This window comes from Photobacterium sp. CCB-ST2H9 (genome assembly GCF_023151555.2).
Classification (GTDB): domain Bacteria; phylum Pseudomonadota; class Gammaproteobacteria; order Enterobacterales; family Vibrionaceae; genus Photobacterium.
This window is the reverse complement of record NZ_CP100425.1, coordinates 292219-312688: the sequence shown is the minus strand read 5'-3', so window position 1 is coordinate 312688 and position 20470 is coordinate 292219. Positions and strand designations below refer to the sequence as shown.

The 20470-nt window shown below is 54.1% G+C and carries 20 protein-coding genes; 5 read left to right on the top strand and 15 right to left on the bottom strand.

What is annotated here, in order from left to right; translation table 11 throughout:
• Window positions 1-106: 106 nt before the first annotated feature.
• Together L4174_RS01350 and L4174_RS01345 are read left to right on the top strand one after the other, a co-directional pair.
• Window positions 107-1507, top strand: coding sequence for a PLP-dependent aminotransferase family protein (locus tag L4174_RS01350; RefSeq protein WP_248144394.1), 1401 nt, complete (start codon window positions 107-109; stop codon window positions 1505-1507).
• 24 nt (window positions 1508-1531) lie between these two features.
• On the top strand, window positions 1532-2503 hold the full coding sequence (locus L4174_RS01345; RefSeq protein ID WP_248144395.1) for a hydrolase: 972 nt from the start codon (window positions 1532-1534) through the stop codon (window positions 2501-2503).
• Window positions 2504-2559: 56 nt separating this feature from the next.
• Here L4174_RS01345 and L4174_RS01340 read toward each other — a convergent pair whose 3' ends face one another.
• From L4174_RS01340 to L4174_RS01330, 3 genes are all read right to left on the bottom strand, one after another.
• A complete protein-coding gene (locus tag L4174_RS01340) occupies window positions 2560-3429 on the bottom strand; it encodes a phosphoribulokinase (RefSeq protein WP_036754574.1) in 870 nt (289 codons plus the stop codon).
• 126 nt (window positions 3430-3555) lie between these two features.
• On the bottom strand, window positions 3556-3777 hold the full coding sequence (locus L4174_RS01335; protein ID WP_248144396.1) for a YheU family protein: 222 nt from the start codon (window positions 3775-3777) through the stop codon (window positions 3556-3558).
• A 33-nt stretch (window positions 3778-3810) separates the two neighbouring features.
• On the bottom strand, window positions 3811-4215 hold the full coding sequence (locus tag L4174_RS01330) for an OsmC family protein (RefSeq protein ID WP_248144397.1): 405 nt from the start codon (window positions 4213-4215) through the stop codon (window positions 3811-3813).
• A 274-nt stretch (window positions 4216-4489) separates the two neighbouring features.
• Here L4174_RS01330 and crp point away from each other — a divergent pair, with 274 nt between their 5' ends.
• Together crp and L4174_RS01320 are read left to right on the top strand one after the other, a co-directional pair.
• Window positions 4490-5122 carry a cAMP-activated global transcriptional regulator CRP gene (gene crp / locus L4174_RS01325; protein WP_027250650.1) on the top strand — a complete coding sequence of 211 codons (633 nt, stop codon included), beginning with the start codon at window positions 4490-4492 and terminating at the stop codon, window positions 5120-5122.
• Between the two features lie 182 nt (window positions 5123-5304).
• Window positions 5305-5514: a hypothetical protein gene (locus L4174_RS01320; protein WP_248144398.1), complete on the top strand. Its 210-nt coding sequence runs from the start codon at window positions 5305-5307 to the stop codon at window positions 5512-5514.
• Between the two features lie 99 nt (window positions 5515-5613).
• Here the strand turns inward: L4174_RS01320 and L4174_RS01315 are convergent, their stop codons facing one another.
• From L4174_RS01315 to rpe, 9 genes are all read right to left on the bottom strand, one after another.
• The gene (locus L4174_RS01315) at window positions 5614-6408 is read right to left on the bottom strand and encodes a DUF1338 domain-containing protein (protein WP_248144399.1); all 795 of its coding nucleotides are present in this window, start codon (window positions 6406-6408) and stop codon (window positions 5614-5616) included.
• A gap of 36 nt (window positions 6409-6444) precedes the next feature.
• A complete protein-coding gene (astD, locus tag L4174_RS01310; RefSeq protein WP_248144400.1) occupies window positions 6445-7902 on the bottom strand; it encodes a succinylglutamate-semialdehyde dehydrogenase in 1458 nt (485 codons plus the stop codon).
• Window positions 7903-7919: 17 nt separating this feature from the next.
• Window positions 7920-8936, bottom strand: coding sequence for an arginine N-succinyltransferase (astA, locus tag L4174_RS01305; protein ID WP_248144401.1), 1017 nt, complete (start codon window positions 8934-8936; stop codon window positions 7920-7922).
• Window positions 8937-9065: 129 nt separating this feature from the next.
• Window positions 9066-10283 carry an aspartate aminotransferase family protein gene (locus tag L4174_RS01300; RefSeq protein WP_248144402.1) on the bottom strand — a complete coding sequence of 406 codons (1218 nt, stop codon included), beginning with the start codon at window positions 10281-10283 and terminating at the stop codon, window positions 9066-9068.
• A gap of 403 nt (window positions 10284-10686) precedes the next feature.
• Window positions 10687-11262, bottom strand: a complete 576-nt coding sequence (locus L4174_RS01295) for an aminodeoxychorismate/anthranilate synthase component II (RefSeq protein WP_248144403.1) — start codon at window positions 11260-11262, stop codon at window positions 10687-10689.
• Window positions 11263-11369: 107 nt separating this feature from the next.
• A complete protein-coding gene (locus L4174_RS01290; RefSeq protein ID WP_248144404.1) occupies window positions 11370-13718 on the bottom strand; it encodes an ExeM/NucH family extracellular endonuclease in 2349 nt (782 codons plus the stop codon).
• A 235-nt stretch (window positions 13719-13953) separates the two neighbouring features.
• Window positions 13954-14958, bottom strand: coding sequence for a tryptophan--tRNA ligase (trpS, locus tag L4174_RS01285; RefSeq protein ID WP_248144405.1), 1005 nt, complete (start codon window positions 14956-14958; stop codon window positions 13954-13956).
• 96 nt (window positions 14959-15054) lie between these two features.
• Window positions 15055-15738, bottom strand: a complete 684-nt coding sequence (locus L4174_RS01280) for a phosphoglycolate phosphatase (RefSeq protein WP_248144406.1) — start codon at window positions 15736-15738, stop codon at window positions 15055-15057.
• Window positions 15735-16412 (bottom strand): ribulose-phosphate 3-epimerase, encoded by a 678-nt coding sequence (gene rpe, locus L4174_RS01275; RefSeq protein WP_248144407.1) that lies wholly within the window; start codon window positions 16410-16412, stop codon window positions 15735-15737. Before rpe ends, L4174_RS01280 begins: the two co-directional genes overlap by 4 nt.
• Window positions 16413-16596: 184 nt before the next feature.
• On the opposite strand from rpe, the gene L4174_RS01270 reads away from it, so the two are divergent.
• Entirely contained in the window at window positions 16597-16794 is a 198-nt protein-coding gene (locus L4174_RS01270; protein ID WP_248144408.1) for a DUF2970 domain-containing protein, read from the top strand.
• Here the strand turns inward: L4174_RS01270 and dam are convergent.
• The 3 genes from dam to aroB form a co-directional block, all read right to left on the bottom strand.
• Complete coding sequence (gene dam, locus L4174_RS01265; RefSeq protein ID WP_248144409.1) at window positions 16772-17599, bottom strand: adenine-specific DNA-methyltransferase; 828 nt, start codon at window positions 17597-17599, stop codon at window positions 16772-16774. The two genes, L4174_RS01270 and dam, sit on opposite strands and share 23 nt — an antisense overlap.
• A gap of 127 nt (window positions 17600-17726) precedes the next feature.
• Window positions 17727-19373, bottom strand: a complete 1647-nt coding sequence (locus L4174_RS01260; RefSeq protein ID WP_248144410.1) for an AAA family ATPase — start codon at window positions 19371-19373, stop codon at window positions 17727-17729.
• 15 nt (window positions 19374-19388) lie between these two features.
• Entirely contained in the window at window positions 19389-20462 is a 1074-nt protein-coding gene (aroB, locus tag L4174_RS01255) for a 3-dehydroquinate synthase (protein WP_248144411.1), read from the bottom strand.
• Window positions 20463-20470: the final 8 nt, after the last annotated feature.

The window sequence follows — 20470 nt, the reverse complement described above, 5'->3', positions numbered from 1 at the left end:
TATTGTATCGATACAATTTAATGTTGAGCTTGCATATCAACCAAAATTAAGGTCAAAATGCAGCCTAACAAGGGGATAAATTGGAATCAAAGGATTTATTGTCACCATGACAATTGAGACAATTCAGCAAGCCTTTCTCCGGCAGAGCGAAGACGGGCGTCCGATTTACCGCCGGCTGGCCGAGGCTATCGCGCAGCAAATCGAATCCGGACATCTGGCTGCAGGCAGCAAACTGCCGACTCACCGCGCACTGGCCGATCGTCTCGGCGTGACGGTTGGCACCATCACCCGAGCGTACGCGGAAACCGAACGACGGGGGCTGGTTGAAGCCAGAGTCGGCGCCGGGACATATGTCTGCCCGCGCAACCGCCCGGACTGGGTGTTCAGCTATCCGAACCAGGCACCGGACGAATGTAATTTCGGTTATAATATTCCGCCTGCAATCGACAGATCTGCGATGATGGCCAGCGCCATGCAGACGCTGAGTCAGCATCCGGATCTGCTCAATCATCTAATGCTGTATCAGGACCCGCAAGGTCTGACGGCGCATCGTGAGGTCATCAGCCACTGGCTGAGTACACACGGCGTCCAGCTCGATCCCGCCCGGATGCATTTCACGTCCGGGGCGCAACATGCAATTCAGCTCGTTCTGTCTGTTTTTTGCCGCAGCGGCGATACCCTGCTGACCGAACAGGTGAGTTATCCCGGATTTCTCGGACTGGCCCGACAGATGCAGATGAATGTCAAAGCCGTGGAGATGGATGCAGAAGGCCTGCTCCCAGACAGTCTGGAGATAGCCTGCCGTCAGTACCAGCCGCGGATGCTGTACTGTACGCCCACCCTACAAAACCCGACAGCGGCCACCATGAGCCGGGAACGGCGTGAAGCCATACTGGCAGTCTGCCGCCGTCATCAGGTGCTGATCATTGAAGACGATGTCAACGGCCTGTTACCGTCAGAGACACCGCCGCCTCTGGTCAATCTCGACAGCGAGCAGGTGATCCACTTCGGCAGCCTCTCCAAATGTCTGGCACCCGGCCTGCGGCTTGGCTACATCCAGGTTCCGTTAAAACATCAGACCCGACTGAACACGGCGCTGCACCATCACTGCCTGATGATCAGCCCGCTGCTCAGTGCACTGGCCTGCGAATTGATCCGTAAGGGAGATGCCGACCGGGCATTACAGCAGATCCGGCAAGACATGCAGCAGCGAGCCCGACTGCTCGAACGCTATCTGGAGCCGTATCAGGTTCAGTATCAGTTACCGGGCTTCCACGCCTGGCTGACCTTGCCTGATCACTGGCGCCTGAGTGACTTCGTTACTGCCGCCGAAGCCCGGGATGTGGTGGTCAAATCCGCTGAACTGTTCACGCCGCCGGGCAGCACAATTCAGCAGGCAGTGCGTCTGGCCATCAGTGCGCCGCACAGTCATGATAAACTTGAACAGGGTCTGGCGATTCTGGCTGAGCTGCTGACTCAGTCGCCTTACCCGGATTTCCCGCTCTGACGGTCAGAACAGCTGGAGAACACCATGAAGCACTTTCAGCCCGCAACCGGCCTGCGCAACGCACACCTGCAAACCATTCTGCCACGACTGTTCCGTCGTCAGGCCCTGTTCGAACCTCTGACGGAGCGGATTCAGACCCCGGACGATGATTTTCTCGACCTGGTCTGGACGGCCGCGCCCGAGCAGCACCCGGCACACATGCCAATCATGATCCTCTTTCACGGGCTGGAAGGCAGTTTCCACAGCCCTTATGCGCACAGTCTGCTTTTTGCGGCCAGACAGCAGGGCTGGCTGGGTGTGATGATGCATTTCCGCGGATGCAGCGGGGAAATTAACCGTCAGGCCCGGAGCTATCACTCCGGTGAAACCAGTGATGCACGTTACTTCATCGACCAGTTACGCGAACGTTTTCCGCATCATCCATTGCTGGCGGTTGGAGTTTCTCTGGGGGGTAATATGCTGGTGAACTATCTGGCTGAAACCGGCGAAGCATCCGGACTGACCGCAGCTCAGGTCATTTCTCCGCCCTTGGATCTGTCAGCCTGCTCGTCCCGGATTGAACAGGGGTTTTCCCGGGTCTACCAGCGCTACCTGCTCGGTTCCATGAAGAAAAATATGCTGAAAAAAATGGCTGCGTTACCGGACCTGCTGCCCTTTCAGACCGAACAGATTGCTGGAATCGCATCGCTGCGACAGTTTGACGATACCGTCACAGCGCCGCTGCATGGCTTTGCTGATGCGGCCGACTACTACCAACGTTGCAGCGGACTGGGAAAACTGGCGCAGGTACAGACCCCGTTGCGGGTGATTCATGCCGCTGACGATCCTTTCATGACGGCGGCAGTCATCCCGACACAGCCGCTGCCTGCCCATATCGAGTATCACCTGACCCAATACGGGGGCCATGTCGGTTTTATCAGCGGCAGCTGGCGCGAGCCGACGTTCTGGCTGGACCAGACCGTACCGGCCTGGTTTCAAAAAAAACTCAGGGGTTAACCTGAAACAAAAAACGCCTGGCAAACCTGCACAGGCGTTTTTTCAATGAGGCCCGGTTATCCGATTTTCCCGGTATCGATCAGCTGCTGGATCAGCGGCCGCATGATCAGCTCCATCGCAAAGCTCATCTTCCCGCCCGGCACCACCAGCGTATTATGGCGCGACATAAACGAGCCCTGGATCATCGCCAGCAGATACGGGAAATCAACATTCTTGATGCCACGGAAACGGATCACCACAAAACTCTCATCCAGACTGGGGATGGCTTTCGCACTGACCGGGTTGGAGGTATCAACCGTCGGCACCCGCTGGAAGTTAATATGGGTCCGGGAAAACTGCGGAGTAATGTAATTGAGATAATCATCCATTGAACGGACGATGGACTCCATCACTGCTTCTCTGGAGTGGCCGCGATCGCGGGTATCCCGCACGATTTTCTGAATCCATTCCAGGTTCACAATCGGGACCATGCCAATCAGTAGGTCGACGTGCTGTGCAACATTGACATCGCCATCCACGACGCCGCCGTGCAGGCCTTCATAAAACAGCAGATCGGTATTTTCCGGCAGATCCTGCCAGGGCGTAAAAGTGCCCGGCATCTGGTTATAGGGCACGGCTTCATCAAACGTGTGCAGATAGCGGCGGTATTTTCCGCTGCCGTCTTCGCCGTACTGACGGAAAAAGTTTTCCAGCAGCGCAAAGTCATTCGCCTGCGGGCCAAAATAACTGATGTGGCGCCCCTGCTCCTTGGCTTTGCGGATCTCCACATCCATTTCCGGACGGGTAAAACGGTGAAAACTGTCCCCTTCCAGCCATGCCGCATGGATATTCAGCATATTAAACATCTTGCGGAAAGCTTCCGAAGTGGTGGACGTTCCTGCTCCGGAGGAACCTGTTACTGCAATGATTGGGTGTTTTGCAGACATGACATACCTTGTCGTTTATCCAAACGGAATCAGTTATTAACAGGGCAAATGGATGCAGTCAAGCATCCGACCGCATCCGTCGGCGCCAGCTTCCGTTTTCTGCTGTCACCTCTGAGTATGGCAGCTTTATTCTGTGCGAAGCGAGCGACGTAGTTTGATATCCACCGTTTCGTGCAATTCGGAATACATAATCACGGCCTCTCCCGCCGCCAATTGCTGGCGTACCTTGTCCACTTTCTGCGCCAGGCTCAGCTCTTGCTCACCGTAGTCGGTGCCCTCGCGCAGGACAAAGTGTTCAATCAGGTTGGTCAGCGTTTCAGCATCGATATCTTGCCAGGGAATGATCATACAACTTACCTGATTAACCCAGATGACAACGGCTTATGCCGCGACAATCTGGTAAGAATGAGTCAGGGTCACGCCTTTGCCCAGCATCAGGCACACGGAGCAGTACTTTTCCAGTGAATCGCTGACAGCTTTGGCAACCTGAGCGTCATCGAGATGATGACCGGTGACGACAAAATGCAGATTGGCCGAGGTGAAATAACGCGGTGCCTGTTCGCGGCGCACGGAATCAATCTGTGCCTCACAGGCGGTAATCGCCTGACCGGCACTTTTCAGCGCATCGACCACATCCACCGAGCTGCAGCCTCCGGCAGCCATCAGGACCAGTTCCATCGGGCTGGGCGCTTTACTGCCGCCGTTCCCGTCCATGACCACACTGTGGCCCGAGTTAGACTGGCCGATAAAAGTCAAATCTTCGACCCATTTCACACGTGATTGCATGCGTTACTCCTTACTACAAAAACCCGGATTTTATCACTAAGTCACAACGGTGTGATCATGTGCACAGTAAAGTGTCCAAAATGTTCATTTATCCCCGCGCAATATCAAGCAATGCATGACGAAAAAAGTTAAACTCTTGGTCTGAATGTTCACATGCGCTTGCAGCCCAGCCGTTGACTGAATATGCTAGTTGGCAAACAATAGTATTGTTCTACCCAACCCCAATGCAAGGAATGACGTTGTTGGGCAACACACTGCAGAGGAAGTTAGTAATATGGTTCCAGGTAAACCGCAAACAGATCCAACTTTGGAGTGGTTCCTTTCTCACTGCCACATTCATAAGTACCCGTCGAAGAGTACACTGATCCATGCTGGCGAGAAAGCAGAGACCCTCTACTACATTGTCAAAGGTTCCGTCGCCGTTCTGATCAAGGATGAAGAAGGTAAGGAAATGATCCTGTCTTACCTCAACCAGGGCGACTTCATTGGTGAACTGGGCCTGTTTGAAGAAGGCCAGGAGCGTACTGCCTGGGTTCGTGCGAAAACACCATGTGAAGTGGCTGAGATTTCCTTTAAGAAATTCCGTCAGCTGATCCAGGTTAATCCGGATATCCTGATGCGTCTGTCCGCACAGATGGCACGCCGTCTGCAAGTCACCAGCCAGAAAGTCGGTGATCTGGCATTCCTGGACGTGACTGGCCGTATTGCCCAGACCCTGCTGAATCTGGCAAAACAACCGGATGCCATGACTCACCCGGACGGCATGCAGATCAAAATTACCCGTCAGGAAATCGGCCAGATTGTTGGCTGTTCCCGTGAAACCGTTGGCCGCATTCTGAAGATGCTGGAAGAGCAGAACCTGATTTCTGCCCACGGTAAAACCATCGTTGTGTACGGAACACGCTGATCACTCTCCGGTGATGCAGCCAATGTGAGTACAATAAAAAGCCGCAAACGCGGCTTTTTTTATTTCTGCCGGGCATACCCTGTGATTACAGCTGTTTTCTCAGGACACTTCACATTTTTTCAGTTGCCTTCCATCCCTCTGTTGCTACATTTGGCGTATCAGTACTATGTGGATGTGCAGATATGGATATCGAACGTTTTGCCCCAAATGCCCAGCACAATCAGCTTCCCCCGCGCCCTGTCGTAACCAGAGGACGTTTCCTCTCTGCCTCGGTTGAAATGACAGGTTTTCAGTCTCCCCGGCAGCTCCTGGAGCAGGAAGCCTACCTGTGTCTGACCAGCCCCCCAAGTGAATCGGATGACTGGATGCAACCGCTGGATCAACAGCACTGACAAGCCCTCTCACAGCACGAGATATGGCATTCAGCCCCCCCAGATAAAAAAACAGCGGCCCAGAGGCCGCTGTTTAATGACAGAGCAAAGATACCTGTCTTACATATTCGTACTTTCGAAGATCTTGTCCGCCGACGCAGCCACAAAGCCCGGGTAGAGTTCCCCGTTCTCCTGCAGATACCGCTTGGCAAACTCATAGAAACCGCCTGGAATTGAACGGATACCATCGGTAAAGCGGACTTCCACCCGATCAGCCATCGTTGATGACTGCTCCAGCAGCACTTCCGGACTACCTTTCACTTCACCACCCGATTCATTGATGGTGAAGCCGTTGTGGCGCAGCAGGCTGTTCACCTCTGCAACTTCCGCAAACTGCTCCAGCTGATTTACGCTGACAGTAAAATGGTTCGCACCATAACCGTGGGCAGCAACCCAACCCGCGTACTCACTTTCCTCGGCCAGCTTCTCATAGGTCGCGTAATCGAGATCCCATAAACGGCCACCGTACAGGAAAGCACCATCCTTCATTGCGCCATCAGGAATCTGCTTCACCAGCTCACGCACGGTATTTTGCAGATCCGCCGAGCACTGTCCGACCAGCAGTTCACTGATAAAGACTTTCGGTGCAGCCGGGTTCGGATGCTCAAAGTGCTCCGCATACAGTTTCTTCTGCTCGAAGTGATACGTTCCGCACGGCTTGTAACCAATCGCAATGAATGGTGCAGCCAGCACATCCAGGCTCACACCCGGCAGATTGAACGTACGCAGGGCAATGTGATCGTTCAGCAGAGGCTCTTCCTCTGTCAGCAGATCGTGCACCTGAGCGGCCGAAGGGCAAAGACGGGTTGTGTAGTCCTGCCACAGGGCATCAAACAGTTTTTCCACTCTTTCCATGTTGCGGTTCCCTCGTCAATACGGGTTAAGCAATAGTTACAGTTGGATCCCCGGAGACAGCTGAGCAGGCAGTTCGGTTGCCTCTCCTTCCATGGATGCCATTGGATACGCACAGTAGTCCGCGGCGTAGTAAGCGCTTGGGCGCAGGTTACCGGACGCACCCGGACCACCGAACGGTGCATCACCGCTGGCACCCGTCAGCTGACGGTTGCGGTTCACAACACCGGCGCGAATATGATCGATAAAGTACTGCCACTCGCTGTCGTCAGTCGAAACCAGACCGGCAGACAGGCCATAGCGGGTGTCATTTGCCATCTCAACAGCCTGAGGCAGCTCCTGATAACGTGCCACCTGCAGCAACGGACCAAAATATTCTTCGTCCGGCAGCTCGGCGATCTTGCTCACTTCAACAATACCCGGAGTCACGATGGCACCCTGACCACGCTCAGCTTTCAGCAGCGCTTCACCACCCATGCTCAGCAGACGTTCCTGCGCAGCAATGATGTTATCGGCTGCGACCACAGAGATTTGCGGCCCCATAAACGGCTGTGGCTCAGCAAACGGACCGTCAACTTTGATGGCCTTGGTTGCCGCAATCAGTTCAGCAATCAGCGCATCCCCTTCAGCACCTTCAGGTACATACAGGCGACGGGCACAGGTACAACGCTGACCGGCACTGATAAACGCCGACTGGATGATGGTGTAAACCGTCGATTTCAGATCGCCGTAAGCTTTGGAGATCACCATCGGGTTGTTCCCGCCCATTTCCAGTGCCAGCATCTTGCCAGGCTGACCGGCAAACTGACGATGCAGGATGTGACCGGTATTCGCACTGCCGGTAAACAGCAGGCCATCGATACCGGCAGATTGTGCCAGTGCTTCACCGGTGGCGCGTGCGCCCTGAACCAGGTTGATCACACCAGCAGGCAGACCCGCCTGTTCCCACAGTTTGATGGTTTCTTCCGCTACTTTCGGCGTCAGATCAGACGGTTTGAAAACCACAGTGTTTCCGGCCAGCAGTGCAGGAACGATGTGACCGTTCGGCAGGTGTCCCGGGAAGTTGTATGGACCGAAAACAGCCATCACGCCCAGCGGACGGTGACGCAGCACCGCTTTGGTACCAGCCACGTCTTTTTCACGCTCGCCGGTCCGCTCGTTATATGCACGGACAGAAATCGCAATCTTGCCAACCATGGCACCGGCTTCAGTGCGGGTTTCCCACAGAGGTTTACCGGTCTCTTCCGAGATCGTGCGGGCAATGAGCTCGCTGTTGTCTTTGACCAGGGCAGCAAAGCGCTCAACAATGGCCTGACGCTCAGCCAGGCTGGTTTTGCGCCAGCTGGTCAGAGCCTCACGGGCGCTGGCAACAGCCTGCTCAACCTGCTCGGCGGTTGCGCTCTTGCCTTCCCAGATCACTTCACCACTGAATGGGTTCAGCGACTGCATCGCGTCACCCTGACCGGCTTGCCAGTTACCTGCAATCCATTGTGTCATCTTGTATTCCACCCTAGTTATTGGGCGATCAGGCGAACCTGATCCCCGTTTTTCACTTCTAACACCTTGGCCATTTCCGGAGAAATGATGGCCAGATTACGTTCACCATCCAGTGCAACTTTACCGACCGTGGCACGGAATCCGGCAAAACTGGTATTACTGATGATGTAGTTATGAGAGCTGTGGTGCTCACCAATTTCGACCGTACAACGCTGAGATGCACGGACAGATTCGATATGGCGCAGATCGCACTCAACCGTTGGGCCGGCATCAAAGAGATCCACATAGCCACGGTTGACGAAGCCTTCCGCTTCCAGCAGCTTCAGTGCCGGACGAGTGTTGTCGTGCACCTGACCGATCACCGCCTGCGCTTCTTTGCTCAGCAGGTTGACGTAAATCGGCAGTTTCGGCATCAGATCTGCAATGAACTCCTTCCGGCCAATCCCTGTCAGGTAGTCTGCTTCCGTAAACTCAATGGAGAAAAAGTGCTCTTTGAGCCACTCCCAGAACGGAGAGTTGCCATTTTCATCGGACACGCCACGCATTTCTGCAATCACAGTGTCTGCAAAGCGCTGGCGGTGCTCAGCCAGCATGAGGAAACGGCACTTGGACAGCAGTCTGCCATTCAGCCCCTGACGCCACTGCGGACGCAGGAACAGGGTGCACAGCTCACTCACACCGGTGTAATCATTACCAAATGTCAGAACCTTCAGCACTTTGTGCACGTCCAGATGTGGTGAGTTATGGACCAGTGTGCTGAGGTGATAAGTATAGAACGGGTTGTCCAGACCGACGGCCGCTTCCAGGGCTGTGGTACCGGCGATTTCACCTGTCTCAGTGTCTTCCGCCACCATGAGGTAGCCTTCCGGGCCAGGTTCAGTCACGTCTTTATGAAAGCTTTCGACTGAATGAGCGATCCGCTTACTGAGGATCTCCTCATTGACCGGCAGTGATGTGAAACCGTGGCCTGATTCTTCGGCGCACGTCATCAGTGCAGGTAAATCAGCTTTTGTAATGGGACGTATAACCAGCATCGAACTCCCTCCTGATGCAGGTAGCAACACAGGTTGCTAACTGTAAATCTGTCTTTCTCTTCTAAAAACAGCCCCGGTATTTCCGGGGCAGTTAAGCAGGGCCGGCAATCCAACCGGCCCTGATACATCTTATTTGTTGTAAAGCTTCGCGATTGCACGTTCCAGACGCGCCATCCCTTCTTCAACATCGGCTTTCTCAATCACCAATGATGGTGTGAAACGCACAACGTTGGTGCCTGCAACCAGAACCATCAGGCCTTCTTCACCGGCAGCCAGCAGCACGTCACGTGCACGGCCCTGCCAGTCTTCGTTCAGCGCTGCACCCAGCAGCAGACCTTTACCACGCACTTCAGAGAAGATTGGGTATTGCGCATTGATTTTCTCAATGCCGTCACGGAACCACTGCTCACGCTCTTTCACGCCAGCCAGAACTTCTGGTTTGGTCACTTCTTCAACCACAGCTTCTGCTACTGCACATGCCAGCGGGTTACCGCCGTAAGTTGAACCGTGTGTACCAATTTTCAGGTGCTGTGCCAGTTCAGTGGTCGTCAGCATGGCACCAATCGGGAAACCACCGCCCAGAGACTTCGCCGTACTCAGGATATCTGGCGTAACGCCCAGACCCTGATACGCGTAGAACTCACCGGTACGACCGTTACCCGTCTGAACTTCATCAAAGATCAGCAGCGCGTTGTGTTTGTCACACAGCTCGCGAACGCCCTGAATGAATTCATTCGTTGGAGAAACGATACCGCCTTCGCCCTGCAGCGGCTCCATCATGACAGCACAAGTGCGGTCAGAGATGTGCGCAGCCAGCGATTCCAGATCGTTGTAAGGCAGGTGAGTGACAGACTGAGGCTTAGGACCAAAGCCGTCAGAGTATGCCGCCTGACCACCGACAGTCACGGTGAAGAACGTACGGCCGTGGAAGCCTTGTTTGAAGGCAATGATTTCGTCTTTTTCAGGACCGAATTTGTCTGCCGCGTAACGACGCGCCAGTTTCAGTGCAGCTTCGTTCGCTTCTGCACCGGAGTTCGCAAAGAATACTTTTTCAGCAAAGCTGACTTCAGTCAGTTTTTTCGCCAGACGCAGTGCCGGCTCATTGGTCATGACGTTACTCAGGTGCCAAATCTTCTCAGACTGCTCTTTCAGCGCTGATACCATAGCCGGATGGCAATGGCCCAAGCAGCTCACCGCGATACCACCGGCGAAATCGATGTACTCACGATCATCCTGGTCCCACACACGGGCACCTTTCCCTTTCACCGGGATGATTTGCATTGGGGCATAACAAGGTACCATGACCTCATCAAAGGTTTGACGTCCTACTTTTTGTTCCGTCGCCATCATACTTTCCTTCTGTGTATATCGCTTTGCGCATAGTATTTACATAATTTTAACCGATTCCAATAGCAGAAAATGTTTTTTCCTGAGGCACAATGGCCAAAGATCCCCGCTACGGATACATATTTATGCGTGAAGTCGGAAAACTTATTAAGCCGATTTTGAGGGAAGGTGTTTTTCCCCGCAGGAATCAATGCCCCTGTACAGGATTTGGCCAACTGCATAAGATTGCGGCCTGGCAATGATGAAAAAATTTAGGTCAATGTTAAGAAAAGTGATACAGATCGCGCTTGTGAGACCGCGAAAAACGGCCAAAAACAGGCATAAGAATGGCTAATGGGTCATTAGCCAGGCCCCGTTTGACAAGGCCTGAGCCCTTAATTGACCCGAAAATCAGAGATGAATTTCAGCGACGCAGGAAGTTAGCCAGCAACTGGTGACCCTGCTCTGTGAGAATACTTTCCGGGTGGAACTGCACCCCTTCCAGCGGCAGGGTTTTGTGAGCAATTCCCATGATCTCATCCGGCTCGCCGTCGCGTTCGGTCCAGGCCGTCACTTCAAAGCAGTCCGGCAGGGTCTCGGCCTTCACCACCAGCGAGTGATAACGGGTGACCGTCAGCGGGTTGTTCAGCCCGGCAAAGACACTGTGATTGTTGTGCGCTACGGGTGAGGTTTTTCCGTGCATGACCTGACGGGCGCGCACGACTTTGGCACCAAAAACCTGCGCCATGGCCTGATGGCCCAGACAAACGCCCAGAATCGGCAGTTTTCCGGCAAAGTATTCAATGGCAGCCAGAGAGATACCGGCATCATCCGGTGTACACGGGCCGGGAGAAATCACCAGATGGGTTGGAGACAGGGCTTCAATACCGGCCAGATCAATTTCATCATGACGGACCACCTGAACCTCGGCCCCCAGTTCGCAGAAGTACTGGTAAAGGTTGTAGGTAAAAGAGTCGTAATTATCAATGATCAACAGCATAAGTATCCCTGCCCTGAGAAAATCGGCGCCCTATTTTGCAACAGGGAGAGAGAAAGGCAAGCAGGATTCCCTCCTGCCTGCCTTATTTACTGCAGAGATGGATGGGATTAATGTTTCATTCGGCAAGATTCGCCGTTATAAACCGCCTTCAGACGGCCGGTCAGACGCAGTGGCGCATAAGTACAAGGAATTTCAAATACCCCGTAAGCCAGCACACTCAGGCTGACCGCATCACCGGCACGAATGCCCACATGGTTCAGGAACAGATTATCTTCACGGTAGCGGCGCTGCTGACCCGGCATCAGCCAGAACTGCGTGCTGTCCCAGTACCAGTGGTTGAACACCGGATACACCGGGTGGAAACTCTTGTTCTTGAAGGTCAGCTGGAAACCACGGTTCCCCGGCTGCGGATAACGCAAGCTCACCACCACAGGATCATGGTCAGACGCGGAGTACGGTCCTTCTGATTTAGCCAGATTGCCGGAGTACTTGCCTGAGTACTCAAACAGGGTGCTTTCAACGGAGTTGATGTGCCACTCTTCAATACCCGCGACTTTGTCAGCCAGAGATGCACTCGCCAGCGCATGGTCCAGGCTGCCCAGCTCGCCGTCGTAGCTGTAGGAATAAGCCAGTTGGTCATGACCTTTGGTGGCCAGATTCACCAGACCGGCACCTTTTCCGGCTTCAACACCTTGCTCATGCAGGACTTTCCCGGCAACAGAGGTGCCGGACGCCGACATGATCTTACGCTCCGCCGCAGCCGGATCGTAGTCCGTCAGCACACGGATTGGATCTTCTTTGGCGTAGGCGTTCATGTCACCCAGAACCAGCAGGTCGCCCTCAACATCTTTCAGCGCGTCAGACAGCACCATCGCCGCAGACACACGGAAGGCATTACAGTGGCCCTGCATATCCGCCGGATCGCTGTCAAACTCACCGCTCACCCAATCTTCATAGCAGCCTGAGCCTTTGGATTTCAGGTGGTTCACAACCACCGTCAGCGGTTTGGCGCCCGGAATCCCTTTCAGCACGAACGCCTGCATCAGGCTGTCACGCTGGTACTTGTCCAGTTGCTTTTCCTCACCCTTCGGACTGGTACCGGCCAGATGCTGTTCCGGCATGCGGATCACCTCAGCGGCTTTGGCTGGTTCTACCTTCGCCGGACGGTAAATCATCGCCACCATAATGGCATCAGAGCCAAAGAACTGACCTTTGTTCAGATCGGCTTCCTGAATGGTGATGTAGCTGTAGTGATCCGCCGGATCCGTGAACTGCTCGTTCAGAGTCGACACCAGATTCGCCAGAGCGCTGTCGCTGCCGAAACCGTTGTTTTCCATTTCCATGATGCCGACGATATCCGCATTCATGGCCGTCAGCGCATTCACGATCTTGGTGCGCTGCAGCTGGAAATCATCCAGGGTTTTCGCACCACGGTTACAGCCTTTCTCTGAGTCTGCATCGGCCTGGTCTTTACACATCGCATTCAGCGCGCCGCCGATATCGCTGTCACTGGTAAAGAAGTTCAGTACGTTGAAACTGGCAACTTTCAGCTGCGACTCAGGAACGTCCTGTGGTGCCGCGGTACGGTCATCCGCATGAATAAAATCTGCCGCTGAAACCGTGTTAGTTGGCAGCAGGCGGTATTCACCATAGCTGTAACCAATCACACCTTCAAGATTCACAACTGTATCTCCGACGCGGATGTAGCCCTGCTCGGCATCCAGACCCGGAAAGTAAGGAATCACACCGTTAGGTGCCTTGGCGTCGGTATCAATGAACAGCTGGTTCCGGCTGTTCTGCGCGGCCAGTGCCGTGGCAGCCTCACTGCCGGCAGGATGGAGCTGGGTCGGTTTCACCAGCGGTGCGCCGTGCGACAGCACCATGTTGTTGCGGTAGGAGTCGTAGTCAAAGCCAAAGTTACGGGTGACTTTCAGGGCGCTGTCTGCATTCAGGCGAACCTGCATGCCTTCGTAGCGCTCCATCGCATCCGCCAGGTCTTCACCGGCTTTCAAACTGATCGCAACCGGTGCAGGCTGTGCCGCCTGCCCTTCCACGACGATATTTCCCTGCTCCGCCAGAAGTTGGGTCAGGTCATAATGTTCTTTAACCTTAGCTTTCAGACAAACCGTCATACCCGGCTCAACGTCGGCTGCGACCTTGTTGCCGGTGTAAACAAAGATACCGTCAGAGGTGTCCGGGTTGCCATCACCCTCGGCATCCTGCAGGAAAAAGCCCTTATAGAGGCTCTTGGTCGTGGCAGTGACCACACCCCGGACATAGTACGCTTCATTACTGGTGTACTGGCCGTCCGGAACCATCGGACTTTTCAGGCCGTCGCCCTGAATGTCATAGATCGGGGTCAGGGTTTGCGTATCACAGCTAAAAGTGTCTGCCATGGCGTGCGCCGGGATCAGGCCCATCGCAGCGACCAGAGGCAAAAGTTGGGTTCGCAACATGTCTGCAATCCTTTACATTTATTGAGAGATATATCTAAAAAGGAATGCATTATTTAACAGAGATACATCTCATGAATGTGACAATGATTACAAATAAGCCTGATATGCACTCAGAATCTCTGTTTTAGTGATCGCTCTCTCACAAGAAATGCATGAAGTTGACGGGGAATGGACATAAAAAAAGCAGAAGGCACTGCCTTCTGCTTACATCTGTTCGCTGAAATAAAATGGACGATTAAGGACGGCCGACAAAGCCGACGGCTTCGAACACCTTCTTCAGAACCTGAGCGGCATGAGCCGACGCTTTCTCTGCACCGGTCTTCATCACCTGATCCAGGAAAGCGCGGTCTTCGCGGTATGCTTTGTAACGCGCCTGCAGAGGTTCCAGCATCGCAACAACGGCTTCCGCCGTATCTTTCTTCAGGTGACCGTACATCTTACCGGTGTATTCGGCTTCAATGTCGGCAAAGCTCTTCCCGGTTACACCAGACAGGATCCCCATCAGGTTCGAAACACCCGGCTTATTGTCCACATCAAACAGCACACGCGGCGGCTCTTCCGAGTCAGTCACCGCACGTTTGATCTTCTTGGTAATGATTTTCGGATCTTCCAGCAAACCAATCACGTTATTGCGGTTATCGTCCGACTTGGACATTTTCTTCAGCGGATCCTGCAGGCTCATCACCCGGGCACCCACCGGCGGGATATAAGGTTCAGGCACCACAAACGTATCGCCGTACAGGTTGTTGAAACGGATCGCGATGTCGCGGGCCAGTTCCAGGTGCTGCTTCTGATCGTTGCCGACCGGCACCTGATGCGCACCGTACAGCAAAATATCCGCCGCCATCAGGACCGGATAAGAAAACAGACCGGCGTTGATGTTTTCAGAATGACGCTGAGACTTATCCTTAAACTGAGTCATCCGGTTCAGTTCACCCATCTGGGTATAGCAGTTCAGAACCCAGGCCAGCTGAGCATGCTCCGGTGCATGAGACTGAACGAAGAGCGTGCTCTTTTCAGGGCTGACGCCAACAGCCAGACACAGTGCCAGCGCATCCAGGGTTGCTTCGCGCAGCTCTGTCGGATCCTGTCGAACGGTAATTGCATGCAGGTCTACCACACAGTAGTGGCAGTTATAATCATCCTGCATTTGCTCCCACTGACGCAGCGCACCCATGTAGTTACCAATACTTAACTCACCGGAAGGCTGTACGCCACTAAATACAATGGGTTTACTCATGATGGGATATTCCTGTTTTTCCTAAACATATCCGGCAGCGACGCCATGCCGCTGCCTGAAAACACTAAGAGACCAAAATTATATGCGGAACGGCTGTCAGGCGATGCTCACAACATCCAGCAGCTGACTGAACTGATTCAGTACCCGGTCCGGGTTGCTGTCGCTGATTGGCAGACCATAGTTGTAGCCGTAAGTCAGGCCGACAACATAGCACGAGGCCGCCTGGGCTGCCAGAATATCGTTGCGGGAGTCGCCGACCATCAACATCTCACTGCAACTCAGGCAATGTTTTTCCATCAGCCAGTGCAGTGCGTACGGATCCGGCTTTTTCTTCGGGAAAGTATCGCCGCCGATCACATCGACAAAATATTGGGCAATGCCATATTCTTCAAGGATATGCGGGACAAACTGAGACGGTTTGTTGGTGACAATGGCCATTGGGATCCCGGCCTGATACAGCGTCTCCAGCGTGTGCTTCACGCCATCATACAGCACCGTCTTTTTATGGCCGCCTTCGGCATAAAAACGATTAAACAGGACCAGCGCCTGCTGATGCAGCGCCGGGTCCAGCGTCGGATCGAGATCGATGCTCTGGCTCAGCGCACGGCCAATCAGAATTTCTGCACCGTTACCAATCCAGGTCTGGGTTTGTGCTTCCGTCACACCCGGCAGGCCCAAGGCCTGCATGGTTTTATCCGCAGCATCGGCCAGATCCGGCACACTGTCGAGCAACGTGCCGTCCAGATCGAACGCAATAAACTGAATACCGTCAATCTTCATCCGCGCTGCACCTTCGCCAGTTCAGCACGCATCTCATCAATCACGGCTTTGTAGTCAGGCTGACCAAAAATCGCAGAACCGGCCACGAACATGTCTGCCCCGGCTTCGGCAATTTCACGGATATTGTCGACTTTCACGCCGCCATCAATTTCCAGCCGGATCTCACGCCCCGACGCCTGAATACGCTCGCGCACCTGACGCAGTTTTTCCAGGGTATGCGGAATAAATGACTGTCCGCCAAAACCCGGGTTCACCGACATCAGCAGAATCATGTCCAGTTTGTCCATCACATGATCCAGGTAATGCAGCGGCGTTGCCGGGTTAAAGACCACACCCGCCTGACAGCCATGTTCTTTAATCAGCTGCAGGCTGCGATCCAGATGCTCTGTCGCCTCGGCATGAATCGTAATCATGGTCGCGCCGGCTTTGGCAAAGTCAGGAATGATGCGATCCACCGGCTTCACCATCAGATGCACATCAATGGGTGCGGTAATGCCATAGTCACGCAGCGCTTTACAAATGGGCGCACCAAAGGTGAGATTCGGTACGTAATGGTTATCCATCACATCAAAGTGGATAACGTCTGCACCTGCAGCCAGCACCTTTTCAACGTCTTCACCCAAACGGGCAAAATCGGCAGACAAAATGGAGGGAGCGATCAGAAAATCCGTCATGTTCAGCCTCTGTACTCAAATTGATTCCCCGGATATCACCGGGGCGGATACTGGGCAAAATTCTACCCGATCTGAACCGTGATGTCTTACCGATTTCAGCCAAGTCGGCTCGTGGAATTGGCCAGCCCGGCTATGCTATTAGGAGAGTACTTGAGGCGCAGGTTTCACTGACAGGGACAGAATCATGACTCAGACACCTCCGGCAAAAAAAAACAATGTCTTTCGCAGTGTGGCTGCCGCCTTGCTCGGTGTGCAATCCGATCACAACCGGCGTCAGGATTTCAACCAGCCCAGTGCCCTGCCTTTTATCCTGGCAGGACTGGTGGTCATCGTGATTTTTGTGGCCGTTCTGGTTGGTATCAGTCAGTTTGTGGCGGGGTAAATAGCGCCAGCAGCTCGTCGACTTTATTCCGGCCGCTGCCGTTGCGGCTGATCGTCCGTTTCACTTTCACCACAGACAAATCCGCGCCGTGGTACAGGCGGCGGGTCAGTGTGGTGTCGTGATTGGAAATCAGCACCGGAATACCGCGCTGGGTTGCCGTACTTTCAGCCACATCGGCCAGGGCTGCCTGATCATCCAGACTGAATCCGTTCCCGGCATAAGAGGTAAAATTAGCCGTGGTCGACAAAGGCGCATAAGGAGGATCGCAATAAATCACGCTGCCTTTACGAGCCCGGGAAAAAGTATGGTGGTACCCTTCGCAGATGAAGGTCGCTTTTTTGGCTTTTTCCGCAAAAAAGTACATCTCTGCTTCAGGGAAATATGGCTTCTTGTAAGAGCCGAACGGCACATTGAACCCGCCTTTTTTGTTATAGCGGCAAAGGCCGTTGAAGCCATGACGGTTCAGGTAGAGAAAATACAGTGAGCGCTGGTAAGGATCCTGAGTCTTGTTAAAAGCTTCCCGGATAGCCAGATAAGCGCCTTTCTGATTGTATTCCGGGGTGAAAAAACCTTGCGCATCATTGATATAACGCTCAGGTTCAGTTTTCACCACATTGTACAGATTGATCAGATCCGGGTTGATATCTGCCAGCAGATAATCGTCGTAATCCGTGTTAAGAAACACAGAACCCGCCCCGACAAAAGGCTCAACCAGTTTACGCGCAGGTGGCAGATGTCGTCTGATATCCTCGACCAGAGAAAACTTCCCTCCGGCCCATTTCAGAAAGGCACGCTGCTTTTTCATTCGGTTAACCTACCACCCATAGCGACTGTGTTTACAAAGGTGGCGGATTGTAACCTATTTCTCAGTTTACCCCTAGGGGCAATTCTCCCCCGGCGCGCGGAATCACCAACATTGCCAGCAATATCAACTACTGTGCCCGTTCTATCTCACGATGGATTTGAGTATAGGATTTCACCCACGGCTGAACCGACTGAACTTTATCCGGCAATTGAGCCTGTGCTCGGCGGGCTGCAGCAACGCTGGCGTAATTCCCCGTCACCACAATATACCAGCGCACGCCCTGACGTTGGGTCTGGTAGACCCGGGCCATTTCTTTCACGCCGTACTCATTGAGGAAACTGCGCGTCGCCTCCAGCGAATGCATCGCCGCCAGCTGCAAGGCATAGTGGCGGCTGTTGACAGCTTTCAGCTTGTCCATATCTTCAGCCATCACTGCCTGCAAACCAGCCAACGGGGCCTGGCTGGCTGACGGCTCTGAAGACTGTCCTTCAGGTGCCGCTGAAACGTCTGAGGCCGCTGCCCCGGTGTTTCCTTCTGAATTCTCTGCCGTGCGACTTTGCTGATCCGTCGCCAGTACTTCATTGATGGCAGCTTTCAAATCGCTCTGAGATGCAATCGCCAGTTCACCGGAGCCCCCTGTTTCCTGCTCCGTGATCATGGCATCCACGACATCTGACGGCACAACGACCCGCTTGGTCGTCTCATTCGAACGACCGACGGTCAGGCCTTCCAGTTGAACCGGTGCCGGTAAAGCATCCGTATTTTCCGTTACTGGTGCACTCACCTCAGCCACCGCCGGGTCAGTTGTCGTTTCCGGCTCCGTCGTCATCTTCGGCTCCTCAAGGGTCACCGTGGTTTCCGGCACAGTTTCAGGCAATGTCTCCGCAACAAGCTGTTCATTGTCAGACTGTGCCAGCGTTTCATCCAGCGCGGGGGAAGCCTCACTGCGTTCAGCCTCTGATCGCGGAGGTGCCTTCGCATCGTCAGAAGGCAGGAACCAGAACACAGTCCCCGCCCCGATCAGCACGACCAGGAGCAGCAACAACGACATGGGGGAAAAAGTGCGTGACGATGATGATGCCATTTTTGCGACCTCCGAGTGATCCAGTGTCATCAGTGCTCCAGGCGTTGGCGCAACCTCGGCCGCCTGTGCTTTCAGCGCACGCCGCTGGTTCGCATCCAGGGAATGACTGGCCAGCACCAGTTCCATAAACGTCTGGACTTCAGGTTCAGACAACGACGGGATTTCAAGCTCCAGCGGCGACTGCCCCTGGCCATGGGAAACCTGACGTAATGCTTTGGTTAGCTGACCCGTCTGACTAAAGAGTAGTACATTGACCTGCCAGCCTGAAGCCTGCTGGGCTTTCATCACCAATGCCCACAATTCGCCGATCAGGGCCGGGCTGAGCAAATGGGCATCATCAATGACCAGCAACAACTCAGCCGGCTTGCCCTCAAGCAGGCGTTCCAGTGATTGATGCAAAGGATCGCTGTCGTTGAACACCGCCTTCGGGATCAACTGGTTCAGCAGAATACTTCTGCGCTGGTTATCATGCTGTGCCGGGTGACACATCAGCAATGCCTGCCGGGCCTGACTGCCGTCAGCGTCGGCCCACTGCTCCAGATAGCGCTGAGCCAGCCAGGTTTTGCCGGCTCCCGCGTCGCCGCTGATTTGAATTAAATGAGAACCGAATCGGGTCAGGAACTGCACCCGGGAAAGAAGATGGATCTGGCTGTCCAGATCCAGGGATGTCAGAGAAGCGGCTATCGTCATGCAATCATTACAACATCAGGGTTCAATCACCTGACGCAGGATGTCATGAGGCACATCAGAGACAACTTCTGCCTGACCTATACCGGTGGGCAGTACCAGTCTGAGCTTGCCTGACAACACTTTCTTATCCCGCATCATGTGTTTGATATAGTGGTCAAAGTTCATGGTTTCCGGTGCCAGTACAGGCAAGTCGGCCTGTTCCAGCAGCGCACGGATTTTTTCCGCTTGTGCTGAAGTCAGCAAGCCTAACAGACATGCTGTCCGGGCTGCCTGAACTGTACCGGCAGCCACAGCTTCACCGTGAAGCCAATTACCATACCCCATCTCAGCTTCAATCGCATGACCAAAAGTGTGACCCAGATTCAGCAGCGCGCGTACACCTGACTCTTTCTCGTCCGCGGCAACCACATCGGCCTTAATTTGACAGCATCGGGCAATCGCCTGACCCAGCGCCACAGAGTCCAGCGCACGCAGCTGAGCAATATTCTGCTCCAGCCAAGTGAAGAATTCCTGATCGACGATAATCCCGTATTTGATTACCTCAGCCATGCCTGCAGCGAACTCACGTGCCGGCAGACTTTTCAGACAATCAGTATCAATCACGACCGCCTGCGGCTGGTAAAAGGCACCAATCATATTCTTGCCCAGCGGGTGATTCACGGCTGTTTTGCCGCCGACGGAAGAGTCAACCTGTGCCAGCAGCGTGGTCGGCACCTGAATAAAGTCCACACCACGCTGGAAGCTGGCCGCAGCAAAACCGACCACATCGCCAATGACACCGCCACCCAGTGCCACCAGCACCACGTCACGGCCATAACTGCCTTCCAGCAGGAAGGTCATAATCTGGTTGAAAGTATCGAGGGTTTTGTACTGCTCGCCATCCGGCAGGTTGAGCAGGGCCACATCTTTCGCTAACGGGCGAAGCGTGGCCTGCAATGTACTGGCATAAAGCGGGGCAACCGTATCGTTGCTGATGATCACAACCCGGCGACCGGCCACAGAGGAAAAGTAATCCGGACTGGACAGTAATCCGGTGCCAATTGAAATCTCGTAACTTCTCTCACCCAGATTAACTGTAATCCGCTCCATGGCTCTCT

What these genes read in the sequence shown, in the direction of transcription:
- rpe (WP_248144407.1), bottom strand. Translation starts at nt 16,412, where the DNA reads ATGACGGATTTTCTGATCGCTCCCTCCATTTTGTCTGCCGATTTTGCC.
- L4174_RS01335 (WP_248144396.1), bottom strand. Translation starts at nt 3,777, where the DNA reads ATGATCATTCCCTGGCAAGATATCGATGCTGAAACGCTGACCAACCTG.
- L4174_RS01270 (WP_248144408.1), top strand. Translation starts at nt 16,597, where the DNA reads ATGACTCAGACACCTCCGGCAAAAAAAAACAATGTCTTTCGCAGTGTG.
- L4174_RS01280 (WP_248144406.1), bottom strand. Translation starts at nt 15,738, where the DNA reads ATGAAGATTGACGGTATTCAGTTTATTGCGTTCGATCTGGACGGCACG.
- trpS (WP_248144405.1), bottom strand. Translation starts at nt 14,958, where the DNA reads ATGAGTAAACCCATTGTATTTAGTGGCGTACAGCCTTCCGGTGAGTTA.
- crp (WP_027250650.1), top strand. Translation starts at nt 4,490, where the DNA reads ATGGTTCCAGGTAAACCGCAAACAGATCCAACTTTGGAGTGGTTCCTT.
- L4174_RS01295 (WP_248144403.1), bottom strand. Translation starts at nt 11,262, where the DNA reads ATGCTGTTGATCATTGATAATTACGACTCTTTTACCTACAACCTTTAC.
- L4174_RS01300 (WP_248144402.1), bottom strand. Translation starts at nt 10,283, where the DNA reads ATGGCGACGGAACAAAAAGTAGGACGTCAAACCTTTGATGAGGTCATG.
- L4174_RS01320 (WP_248144398.1), top strand. Translation starts at nt 5,305, where the DNA reads ATGGATATCGAACGTTTTGCCCCAAATGCCCAGCACAATCAGCTTCCC.
- L4174_RS01340 (WP_036754574.1), bottom strand. Translation starts at nt 3,429, where the DNA reads ATGTCTGCAAAACACCCAATCATTGCAGTAACAGGTTCCTCCGGAGCA.
- L4174_RS01345 (WP_248144395.1), top strand. Translation starts at nt 1,532, where the DNA reads ATGAAGCACTTTCAGCCCGCAACCGGCCTGCGCAACGCACACCTGCAA.
- L4174_RS01350 (WP_248144394.1), top strand. Translation starts at nt 107, where the DNA reads ATGACAATTGAGACAATTCAGCAAGCCTTTCTCCGGCAGAGCGAAGAC.
- astD (WP_248144400.1), bottom strand. Translation starts at nt 7,902, where the DNA reads ATGACACAATGGATTGCAGGTAACTGGCAAGCCGGTCAGGGTGACGCG.
- L4174_RS01330 (WP_248144397.1), bottom strand. Translation starts at nt 4,215, where the DNA reads ATGCAATCACGTGTGAAATGGGTCGAAGATTTGACTTTTATCGGCCAG.
- L4174_RS01315 (WP_248144399.1), bottom strand. Translation starts at nt 6,408, where the DNA reads ATGGAAAGAGTGGAAAAACTGTTTGATGCCCTGTGGCAGGACTACACA.
- astA (WP_248144401.1), bottom strand. Translation starts at nt 8,936, where the DNA reads ATGCTGGTTATACGTCCCATTACAAAAGCTGATTTACCTGCACTGATG.
- aroB (WP_248144411.1), bottom strand. Translation starts at nt 20,462, where the DNA reads ATGGAGCGGATTACAGTTAATCTGGGTGAGAGAAGTTACGAGATTTCA.
- L4174_RS01260 (WP_248144410.1), bottom strand. Translation starts at nt 19,373, where the DNA reads ATGACGATAGCCGCTTCTCTGACATCCCTGGATCTGGACAGCCAGATC.
- L4174_RS01290 (WP_248144404.1), bottom strand. Translation starts at nt 13,718, where the DNA reads ATGTTGCGAACCCAACTTTTGCCTCTGGTCGCTGCGATGGGCCTGATC.
- dam (WP_248144409.1), bottom strand. Translation starts at nt 17,599, where the DNA reads ATGAAAAAGCAGCGTGCCTTTCTGAAATGGGCCGGAGGGAAGTTTTCT.